Origin of the sequence: Peptoniphilus timonensis JC401, assembly GCF_000312025.1 — a bacterium.
Taxonomy (GTDB): domain Bacteria; phylum Bacillota; class Clostridia; order Tissierellales; family Peptoniphilaceae; genus Peptoniphilus_A; species Peptoniphilus_A timonensis.
This window is the reverse complement of record NZ_HE978593.1, coordinates 77,537-88,332: the sequence shown is the minus strand read 5'-3', so window position 1 is coordinate 88,332 and position 10,796 is coordinate 77,537. Positions and strand designations below refer to the sequence as shown.

The following is a 10,796-nucleotide window of genomic DNA, read 5'->3' as shown; positions in this document are numbered from 1 at the left end:
ATTTAATGAATTTATTGTTTCAAAACTATTAGACGGATGTCTAGATGGACTTAAAAGACATGGCGTAAAAGAAGATGAAATCGAAGTAATTTGGGTTCCAGGATCTTTTGAAATTCCACTAGCTGCAAAATCTCTTGCCTTGACAAAAAAATACGACGCAGTAATTGCTCTTGGAGCAGTTATAAGAGGAGCAACAAGTCACTATGAACTTGTATCAGCAGAAGTTGCAAAGGGAATAGCTTCATCTTCACTTGAAACTGGTGTACCAATTATCTTTGGTGTTATTACAACAGAAAATATTGAACAAGCTATTGAAAGAGCAGGAACAAAGGCTGGTAACAAGGGCTTTGATGCTGCCACAGCTGCTATTGAAATGGCAAATCTTCTAGGTGAAATTCGTGGATAAAAATTCTATAAAAGAAGAATTTAAAAATGTCAAAAGCATAATTTTTGATTTTGACGGAACTCTTCACAACACATTAAAAATTTACTACCCAGCTTTTTCTGAGGGAGTAAAAATTTTAAGAGAACATGGTTTTGCAAAAGACTTTGAATTATCTGAAGAAAATGTATCAAAATTTTTAGGTGAAAAACCAAACTTCGCCTATGACCTTTTGACAAAAGACGCTGATGAAAAATTAAAAAAAGATGTAATGACTCATGTTGGAAAAAAGATGGATGAAAACATTGCAAGTGGCATTGGAGAACTTTATAAAGGCACAGTAAAAGTTTTAGAAGAACTTTATCAAAACTATGATTTGTATATACTCTCCAACTGCCGTGAATCCTATCTTGAAAATGCTCTTGATGTCTACAAGATAAAAAAATATTTTAAAAATTATTATGCGGCAGAAACTTTTGATTACATTCCTAAAGACGAAATCATAAAAAAAGAAAGAAAAAATCTAAGAGAAGAAATTATCTTTATTGGCGACAGACACCACGACATACTTGCTGCCAAAAATAATGACTTAAAAAGCATTTTCTGCTCCTATGGATTTGGAGATGAAAGTGAAGGAAAGGACGCAAATTACAAGATTTCTTCCATAGAAGAACTTTTAGAAATCTTATAAAATAATTTATTAAAAATAAAAATAAGTTAAAAATATTCGCAAAATTATATTTAATCTCTACAAAAATAATTTATCAAAACCCTAACAAAAAAGGAGGACTTCACCGTCCTCCAAATTTTTTTATCCTAATTTATATTTAAAACTTATTTTATATTTTATTTAAAAGATTTTGCCTTTTCCCTTGATGCCTTCCAAAGTTCATTTGCCTTTTTGTTCCAATTCATTGCATAAGGAGTTGTCTTTTCTTGCAAATCTTCTGCACTTTCTGGTTCAATCATGTCAGTATTTTTTGCTCCAGAGTCATTTACTATTTTAGTAAGTCGTCCTGGATTTTCAAGCATTGGACATGGTTTTAAAAGGTTCTTGTTAAAAGGTTGATTGTCATGGAAGCCCATAAATAGCGGACTCATTAGACATTCCTTAATTGTCTTTTCCCTAATATTTGAATCAGAATAATGGATAAATACGCAAGGTTCCATATCTCCAAGAGAGTTTATGTGGAAATAATTCTTTCCACCAGCTATACAACCATTTATAAATTCTCCATCATTTTGAAAATCTATTGTGAAAATATTTTGAGGATATGCAGCTGATCTTATTTCTCTAACCTTGTGGTATACATATTCCCTTTGATCTGGGTCAAGAAGAAGACTTGTGTCTGCTCCCTTTCCAACTGGCATGTAGTGGAAATACCAAGCAAGTTTACATCCATGATCCACAAGCATCTTTATAAAATCATCATCAGTTACATATTTATAGTTCTTGCTTGTGTAGCAAATGGAAGCACCATAAAGAAGTTTATTTTCCTTCATTAGGTCCATGCCTTCATAACCTTTTGGAAAACTCCCTCTCCTCTTCTAAAGTCCGTTGATTCTTCTGTACCTTCTATACTTAGGGCGAAAGAAATATTTCCAGCTTCTTTTACTTCTTTACAAAATTCTTCATCAATTAAAGTTCCATTTGTAAAAACGTGAAAGGCGGAATCATTAAATTCCTTTGCAAGTTTAATAACATCATCTTTTCTAACAAGAGGTTCCCCACCTGTTAAAATAAAGAAATAAGTTCCTAGTTCATTTCCTTGTCTTACTATGCTTGCCATTTCATCATAAGTTAAATTATTTTTGTGACCATATTCAGCAGCCCAGCATCCAGTACATTTTAAGTTGCAGGCAGAAGTTGGGTCAAATAAAATAGTCCAAGGAATATTGCAGTTGTACTCTTTTTGCAATCTATTTCTCATTGCATTTCCAGTATAAGCAGCATTGTAGCCAATATTTTTTACAGACGTCTTGACAATATTTTCATCAATTTCATTTACTATATCACTTCCAAAGGAAACCCACTTGGAATTTTCATCCTTTAATTCATTTCTAACTCTTTCAAGAGCTACCTTAGCACTGTTTTCATCACTAGATTTAGGCATTAAGAATTGATCAAAAACATTAACTACCTCAAGCATTCCCTTTTGAGGGTCTTTTTTTATTCTCTTGTAGGCTAAGTTGAGAGCTCCAGAAAAAAGTTTTTCTTTATTCTTTTCTACAAATGTTTTTTCTTTAGAAGTATCATTTTCCTTACTTAAAACATCTTCTTTATATTTAGTATTCATCAATTAACCTCCCGTTTGTCTAAAGTAAAATATTTTCTGAACAACGTTCAATTTAATTCTATTTTACTATAAATAATGAGATTTTTAAAGCTTTTACGACAAATTCTTTGAAGAAATTAATTATTTCTTTGAATTATTCATATTTTTTAATATTCTAAAGTGATTTTATTAAAAAATTATAATAAAATAGTTAACTTTTCCCTTTCCTACGAAATTTTTATCACATTTAAATTCAAAATAATATGGATAATTTGCAAAAAGATATAAAGATGATTGTAAATAATTATTATAAATTTATTACATTTAAAAATCCCTAGCAAAACTGCTAGGGAAATAATCTAAAATTTTTTATTAAATTATTTTAAAATAATGTTTATTCCCAATATTAATTGAAGAAAATACATAAATATAACAACTTTATCACATTTCTAGAATTCCAATAATCTAAATTTTTATGAAGAAATACTCATATTATTTACATGACTTATTCTAGATAAAAAATTTTTATAAGAATCTAAAAAGGATCAATTATTCCAAGGTCGATAGATTTTTTCATAAGCTCTTGATAGTTATTAATATTAAGCTTTTGATAAATTCGATTTAACATGACTGCAAGAGACCTCTCAGAAATAAAAAGCTCCTTTGCAACATCCCCTCTCTTTAATCCTGAGCAATAAAGTTTTATAATTTCTATTTCTTTTTCTGTCAAGCTTTCCACAATTTTTCTTTCTTTAAAAAATTTTTTATCATGAAGATAAACTTCTTTTAATTTAGTTTTAAGTTTATCCATATCTTCTTCTTTTGAAATAAAGGCATAAGCACCAATGTTTTTTGCTCTTTCGGCATAAAAAAGTAGATCATAACCAGACAAAATTACTATTTTTATAAACTCATCTTCTTTTAAAATCCTTTCTGCTAAATCCAGTCCATTTAAATTAACTTCGAAACCATTTAAATTAATATCAATAATTAAAATGTCATAATTTCTTAAAAATTTAATATCCTCTATTTTTTGTAAATCTTTTAATAAATCAATTTGAAAAAAATCGTCTTTCTCTAAAAAATCCTTTAAGGATATTGCCATCATTTTATGATCTTCTATTAATAAAATTTTCATTCACAATCTCCTCTTGAATTGGCAAGTTAATAATAAATTCAACATAAGCCTCATCTTTTATTTCTTTTTCAAAATTGTTTTTAATTACAAGTTTTCCACCATAAATATTTAAGCTCTCTTCTATAAATTTAATTCCAGATCGATTTATCTTCTTAAAATCTCTATCCAGGTAGTCATCAAAATTTCTAATTGTCAATAGTATATTTTTATCTTTTATTTCTAAGCTCAACTCCGAAAAATAGCCCTTAGAATGCTTGTAAAAATTAGTAACTATTTCGTGAATAAACTTATAAATTATCTTGTCATAAGGATCTGGCATGAAAATATTTTGGTCGCAATAAAATTCAATATGTTTATCACTTGCATACATATTTTTTAAAGAGTTTATAAGTTCACTATAAATCTCATATTGATTAATCCCATCTATAAAAATTGGATCTATCAAACTTATTTTGAGTCTAATTTTTTTAATCAAGTTATGGTGAATTTCTAGTGATTTCTTAATATTTTTTGTGTCCTCTTCTAAAAATTTTTTTGATAAAATAATGTCTTGTAAAATATCATCGTGCAAAAATCTCAGGTTTCTTTTTTCAAAATTTTCCGAAAAATCTTTAGCCATTTTGTTATTATATAAAAACTTTTCATAAGAAGACTTATTATTTTCAATTTTTCTTATCTTTATTATCATTTCAATATTTATCATATTTAAGAAAAAAATTAGGGCAAAAAGTATTGCTAAGCTATAATTTTTTATAAAATTCTCAAAAATTATAGTAGAGCTTACAATGAATATAAAATATAAGGGATTAGAATAAAAATTCAAAATTACTTTTTTTAAATTACTTTCCATAGAAATTATAAAAATTAAAATTGAAAGTTCAGCCACAAACAAGATTATAAATTCTCTAAGATAAATGTAATCAAAAACTGGTATGAAATAAGTTATCACGAAAAACATCAAATAAATAAAACTTATAAGAAATACATTTAATAACAATTTACGGCTATATTTTTTTATTTGCCTTCTATATGTAAAAACAATAATAATAGGAAATAAAGCTATTGAAATTCTTAAAAATTTTAATATATTTATGTGAAGTAGATTATTAAAATAATTTAAAATAAAAGAAAATAGGAAGATACTACAAACAAGATAGTTTATATATCTCCATTTAATCTCTTTTACACAATCTAGAAATATATATAAATTAGAAAAAATCAAAAGATAAGTAAATCCTAGGCTAACTTCATAAGTATATTTAAAATTTATTTTGTATTTGTAAAAGAAGATATAATCAAGCAAAATCCATAATGAAAATAAAACTACTAAAGAGCTGTGGTCGAAGATAATTTTTTTGTTATCAGCTAATAAAAAAGTTAAAAGAGAAATATTATTTAAAAAGCTTAGGGAGAATAAAAAATACATTCCACTAAAATCTCTAAGCTTATAAATTTTTGCAGAATAAAATAATATGTAAAGCCCTATAAAAACATAGGCTATTAAAATACTTGCCCTCAAAAATTTTTTGTCCCTAGTCATATTCCCCTCCTTCAAATTTTTCTTTACAAGCTTATTATACATTAAAAATTAAAAGGTCCTAAATTAATAGAACCTTTTAAAAGTCAATTATTTTAAAAAAGTATATCCATCTTTTTCTATTACACCTGAATATTCACCATAATAAATATTTTTGTCCATTTTAACTGAGTCTGGATTGAATTTTAAATCTCCCCTGTATTTTACCAAACCCTTGTTAGTCTTATAAGTAATATATTCAGGAAAGCTGTAGGCATCATATCTTCTCTTTACACTTGTAATTTCCATTTCACTTTTAAAGCCGTTAAATAAAAACAATATACCCATCATAATAAATATTACAAAAATTATTGTTTTTTTATTTTTAGTAAACCAACGCATAGCTTGCATACCCAACATCATATAATGTTCCTTCATAAATTGCACGATATGTATTATCGCTTTCTTTTTGAATAGAATTCCTATCGATTTTTAAATTACCTCTAAATTTTTTTCCTGCTCTAAAATCTGTATATAAAATAAAAGAAGGGAAATTTCTATCATATCTATATTTAACTATCTGCACAAAAATTGTATCATCGTCGAACCCTAATTTTTCATCATTTGCAGATACTGTAGAAATAAAACTTAAAAATAATACAAAAAAACTTAAGAAAATAACAAAATATTTTTTCATAATTTACCCCTTTTAAAATAACTCATTAATCTTAATTTTTATACTTTCATCTATTGGCTATTTTTTGTTAATCTTATTTAAAAGTAAATCCTTCTGGTTTTATTGTGCCACTATATTCTGCATAATATTTTTCAGAATTCGGATCTTTTTTTATTTTATTTTCATTTAATTTTAACTCAATTTTAAATTCCATCAAACCTTTTTTTCTTTATATATAATCTTTTTTGGAAAGTTCATTGAATAGCTTGCCTCAATTTTTACAAATTCTTTTTCTTCTTTAGAATCAAAAAATAAAAGTAAAAAAATACTTAAAAAAATCAAAATTGATAATAAAATATTTTTATTTTTTTTCCTATTATTAGTATGATACATATTATTAAGACCTATATACTAAGTATACTTTTAATAATTTCCGCAGTAATATCTTTTACATTACCATATTTATCAATATTTACTACAGTAGGAACAGTGGAAATGTTATATTTTTTAATTATTTTATTTTTGTTTTTTAAATCACTATTAGTATTATACATTAAAATTTTCTCTTCTCTTTTTTTATTATATACTTTTATTTTTTCTGTAAGATTTTTACAAGCAGGGCAATCATCTCTGTAAAAATATATTTTTCCTACATAGCTTTTGTTTAATCTTATAAGCTTAAGTGAATTTATCGTACCATATTCGTATTCTATAATCTCTTTTTTTGCTTGATTAAATATAGATAAGTTTAGAAAAAATAGAAATACAAATAATAAACAAAGTATCAATTTTAATTTTTTATAATTATACTTTAAAAATAAATATAAGAGAATAATAGAAGGAAATATTAATAAATTTAATCTATAAAATAATTTTAAATTATAAATTGAATAATCCCTCAAATAACCATTTAAATAGATATTATAAGCAATTAATATTATTAGTATTCCATAAGCATATGATAAAAATATTTTACTCTTATTAATTCTATTCATATTAACCTCGATATAATGTCAATGTTAAGGATTGCAACCTGCTAATATAGTTTGACTCATAGAAACACTTGGTCTCCATGGTTCTAAATTCCACGGTCTTTTGTCCGCAGCATACATATTATGACACTTAAATTGTTTATACATACCTCTTTCGTTACTCCAATTCGGACTAGAACGATGCATATATACAACTTCCGTCCAAGCATCTTCTAAAGTTGAATCTAAATAAAATGTTTTTCTTGGATATAGTGACAATGAAACTCCTTCAGTCCTATGTTGCCAATATCCATCGCTAAAATAGTTATAGTAATTTCCTGCAACAACTTGACTTATTCCCACTGTAATTTTTACTGGATATATAACTTCCCCTTCATTAATAAAACTATGTTGTATCCTTTTTCCAATTTTCCTAGTTACTATTTTTAATTTTTGTCCATTTGAATCTATGGCACTCAGATTAGTAATAAGCCCAACATTTCTATTATCTGATTTAATAATATAGGAACCATCATTATTTAATTTACCATCCTCCTTTACACTTTCAGGAAAAATAATTTTGCATTCTGACTTAAAATCCATATCATATTCTAGGGATTTTTCTTCATCACTATTTAAATTCTTTTCTATAGTTAATTCATTACTAAAAGAATCATCATTTGACAAGATTGTTGAATTATCTAATAAATGACCATCTATATTCTTTATAATAAAATCAGAAAATTCTACTTTATTTACATAGCTAAAATTTTTGTGATAACATTCCCTAAAAGTATCCTCACTTTTTTCTGTCTCAGCAAAAGTTGGTATAATAAACCCAGTTGAAATAGCAATTAAAGTTAAACATAAAATAATCTTTTTCACAATTTACCTCCTAATTCTCAAAAAAATAACTAAAACCTTCTCTATTTTGTATACAAAATAATTTATATTAAATCATAAATTTATCAGCCATTTATATTTAAATCTTTTGTTAAAAATTATGTGATTTTTTAAATCTAAAATAAATTATTAATGAAGCTATTTGAATGAAAATTTATAGTTTCTTTAATTATATTATAACTGCTTATAAATTATTGTCAGTTAACTTTTGTGCAAACTTATTTAAAAGTAAAAGATTCTGGTCTTATTGTACCGCTGTATTCTGCGTAATACTTATCTGAATTTGGATCTTTTTTTATACTATTTTCCTTTAATTTTAAATCTATTTTATATTCTATTAAAGCTTTTTTCTCCTTATATGTAATTTTTTCTGGGAAAATTCTTCCATATCCACTTTTAATTTTTGTGATAGGCTCTTCTTTTGGAATTCCAAAAAATTAAAAATAATGTTAAAGTGGATAAAATTAAAATTGAAATAATGAAATTTTTATTTTTATATTTTTCATCTCATCACCTTATAAAAAAAGAGAAGGCTCTCGCCTTCCCCTAATTTTTCTCAAATAATTAATATTTGTAGAATCCTTCGCCAGTTTTTCTTCCAAGTAGACCTGCTCTAACCATTTTCTTTAGAAGTGGGTGTGGTCTGTACTTAGGATCTCCAAATTCTGTGTAAAGAACTTCCATAATTGCAAGTACAACATCAAGTCCTACTAAATCTCCTAGTGCAAGAGGTCCCATTGGGTGGTTTGCACCAAGTTGCATTGCTGTGTTAATATCTTCAACAGATGCAATGCCTTCTGCGTAAATTCCAATTGCTTCGTTAATCATAGGAATTAAAATTCTATTTACAACGAAACCAGGAGCTTCGTCAACTTCTACTGGAGTTTTTCCAATTTCTTTAGAAAGTTCAATTATCATATCCTTAACTTTTGGATCTGTTTTCTTTCCAGAAATTACTTCAACAAGTTTCATTGCTGGAACTGGGTTGAAGAAGTGCATACCAATTACTTTTTCAGGTCTTTTTGTAGCTGCACCAATGTCAGTTATTGAAAGAGATGAAGTGTTTGATGCGAGAACAGTTTTTGCATCGCATTTTTCACATAATTCTGTAAATATAGCTTTTTTAATTTTTGGATTTTCAGTTGCTGCTTCAATGATAAGGTCGCAATCAACTACATCTTCGATGTCGCTTGAGTATTTTAGGTTGCCAAGAGCCTTATCCATTTCTTCTTTTGTCATTCTTTCTTTAGAAACATTTTTTTCATAACCTTTTTCGATTTTTTTCTTAGCATTTTCTAATGCTTCTGGTGCAATGTCTCTAACAATTACTTCGTGATGAGTTGCAAGTACTTGAGCAATACCTGCTCCCATAGTACCTGATCCAATTACTGCTATTTTCATAATTATCTCCCTTTTATTCCCCTTTAAATTCAGTTTTTCTCTTATTTAAAAATGCACTCATACCTTCTTTTTGGTCATTAGTTGCAAAACATAGGCCAAAGTGAGTTTTTTCAATTTGCATAGCTGTATCAATATCAGTTTGTGATCCATTGATAATAGATTGCTTAGCATATTCAACAGCTTTAGGAGCGTGTGATGCAATTTTATTTGCCATTTCAACAGCTTTGTCTAGTAATTCTTCTGGTTCGTAAACATGATTTACTAGTCCAATTTGGTAAGCCTTGTCAGCATCAATCATTTCTGTTGTGTAAATAAGCTCTTTTGCATAACCTGGACCAACTAATCTTGATAGTCTTTGAGTTCCACCAAATCCTGGTGTAATTCCTAGACCAACTTCTGGTTGACCAAATTTTGCTTTATTTGATGCAAGTCTAATATCACAAGCGATAGAGATTTCGCATCCACCACCTAGGGCAAAGCCATTTACAGCTGCAATTACTGGAACTCTACATTTTTCAATTTCCATAAATGTATCCATTCCAAGTTTTGCAAAGTCATAGGCTTCACTTGCTGTGAAGTTTGCCATTTCTGCAATATCGGCACCTGCAACAAAGGATTTTCCTGCTCCTGTTATTATGATGCATCTTACTTCATCACACACATTTGAAAAGAAGTGGTGAAGTTCTTTTAACATAGCAGAGTTAAGAGCATTTAAGCTCTTTTCTCTACTAAGTGTTATAAGAATTACTCCATTAGCTTTTTCTTCTATTTTTAGAAATTTGTAATCCATTCTAGATTAGTCCCTTCCTACGATAAGAGCAGTTCCCATTCCTCCACCTATACAAAGTGTAGCAAGACCTTTCTTAGAATCTCTCTTTTGCATTTCAAATAATAAAGTAGTTAAGATTCTAGCTCCACTTGCTCCAATAGGGTGACCAATAGCAATTGCTCCACCATTTACGTTAACTTTTTCTATGTCAAATCCCATTTCTTTATTAACTGCACATGCTTGAGCTGCGAAAGCTTCGTTAGCTTCAATTAGGTCAAGATCTTCTGCCTTAAGTCCTGCGATTTCAAGTGCTTTTGTTGAAGAAGGGATAGGTCCAGTACCCATAATCTTAGGATCAACACCTGCTGTTGCATAAGAAATAATATATGCAAGAGGTTCTACTCCAAGTTCTTTAGCTTTTGATTCTTTCATTAGTACAAGCATAGCTGCACCGTCGTTAATTCCAGATGCATTACCTGCTGTTACTGTACCACCATCTTTTTTGAAAGCTGGTTTAAGTTTAGCAAGACCTTCTGCAGTTACACCTTCTCTAATGTGTTCGTCTGTGTCAACTACTGTAACATTACCTTTTCTGTCTTTAACTTCTACAGGTACGATTTCGTCTTTAAATCTTCCTTCGTTTCTTGCTTTTTCAGCGTTATTTTGAGATCTAGCTGCAAGTTCATCTTGCATTTCTCTTGTAATTCCGTATTTTTCAGCTACATTTTCAGCTGTAATACCCATGTGGTAGTCGTTGAAAGCGT

Annotated in this window: 13 protein-coding genes; 2 read left to right on the top strand and 11 right to left on the bottom strand. The window is 27.9% G+C overall.

Going from position 1 to position 10,796, the window contains the following annotated elements; all coding sequences use genetic code 11:
• Both ribH and HGPT_RS00475 read left to right on the top strand, forming a co-directional pair.
• Positions 1-406: 6,7-dimethyl-8-ribityllumazine synthase (ribH, locus tag HGPT_RS00480; protein ID WP_040542326.1), on the top strand; the 406-nt coding region annotated here is incomplete at its 5' end.
• On the top strand, positions 399-1,073 hold the full coding sequence (locus HGPT_RS00475) for an HAD family hydrolase (RefSeq protein WP_019137938.1): 675 nt from the start codon (positions 399-401) through the stop codon (positions 1,071-1,073). The genes ribH and HGPT_RS00475, both read left to right, overlap by 8 nt.
• Before the next feature lie 155 nt (positions 1,074-1,228).
• Here HGPT_RS00475 and HGPT_RS09390 read toward each other — a convergent pair whose 3' ends face one another.
• From HGPT_RS09390 to HGPT_RS00420, 11 genes are all read right to left on the bottom strand, one after another.
• Positions 1,229-1,885 carry a hypothetical protein gene (locus tag HGPT_RS09390; RefSeq protein ID WP_245544050.1) on the bottom strand — a complete coding sequence of 219 codons (657 nt, stop codon included), beginning with the start codon at positions 1,883-1,885 and terminating at the stop codon, positions 1,229-1,231.
• A complete protein-coding gene (locus HGPT_RS09385; protein WP_245544049.1) occupies positions 1,885-2,679 on the bottom strand; it encodes a radical SAM protein in 795 nt (264 codons plus the stop codon). The genes HGPT_RS09390 and HGPT_RS09385 overlap by 1 nt, the downstream gene beginning before the upstream one ends.
• Before the next feature lie 514 nt (positions 2,680-3,193).
• The gene (locus HGPT_RS00465; RefSeq protein WP_019137937.1) at positions 3,194-3,796 is read right to left on the bottom strand and encodes a DNA-binding response regulator; all 603 of its coding nucleotides are present in this window, start codon (positions 3,794-3,796) and stop codon (positions 3,194-3,196) included.
• A complete protein-coding gene (locus HGPT_RS09130; RefSeq protein WP_019137936.1) occupies positions 3,768-5,336 on the bottom strand; it encodes a hypothetical protein in 1,569 nt (522 codons plus the stop codon). The genes HGPT_RS00465 and HGPT_RS09130 overlap by 29 nt, the downstream gene beginning before the upstream one ends.
• 87 nt (positions 5,337-5,423) lie before the next feature.
• The gene (locus HGPT_RS00455) at positions 5,424-5,750 is read right to left on the bottom strand and encodes a hypothetical protein (RefSeq protein WP_144020120.1); all 327 of its coding nucleotides are present in this window, start codon (positions 5,748-5,750) and stop codon (positions 5,424-5,426) included.
• Positions 5,698-6,009 (bottom strand): hypothetical protein, encoded by a 312-nt coding sequence (locus tag HGPT_RS00450; RefSeq protein WP_019137934.1) that lies wholly within the window; start codon positions 6,007-6,009, stop codon positions 5,698-5,700. The genes HGPT_RS00455 and HGPT_RS00450 overlap by 53 nt, the downstream gene beginning before the upstream one ends.
• Before the next feature lie 383 nt (positions 6,010-6,392).
• On the bottom strand, positions 6,393-6,983 hold the full coding sequence (locus tag HGPT_RS00440; RefSeq protein WP_019137931.1) for a DUF6568 family protein: 591 nt from the start codon (positions 6,981-6,983) through the stop codon (positions 6,393-6,395).
• A 24-nt stretch (positions 6,984-7,007) separates the two neighbouring features.
• Positions 7,008-7,844 (bottom strand): DUF2599 domain-containing protein, encoded by an 837-nt coding sequence (locus HGPT_RS08630; protein ID WP_019137930.1) that lies wholly within the window; start codon positions 7,842-7,844, stop codon positions 7,008-7,010.
• Positions 7,845-8,426: 582 nt separating this feature from the next.
• Positions 8,427-9,263: a 3-hydroxyacyl-CoA dehydrogenase family protein gene (locus HGPT_RS00430; RefSeq protein WP_019137929.1), complete on the bottom strand. Its 837-nt coding sequence runs from the start codon at positions 9,261-9,263 to the stop codon at positions 8,427-8,429.
• A gap of 13 nt (positions 9,264-9,276) precedes the next feature.
• The gene (locus HGPT_RS00425) at positions 9,277-10,053 is read right to left on the bottom strand and encodes an enoyl-CoA hydratase-related protein (RefSeq protein WP_019137928.1); all 777 of its coding nucleotides are present in this window, start codon (positions 10,051-10,053) and stop codon (positions 9,277-9,279) included.
• A 6-nt stretch (positions 10,054-10,059) separates the two neighbouring features.
• The coding region (locus tag HGPT_RS00420) for an acetyl-CoA C-acyltransferase (RefSeq protein ID WP_040542171.1) at positions 10,060-10,796 on the bottom strand (737 nt) is incomplete at its 5' end.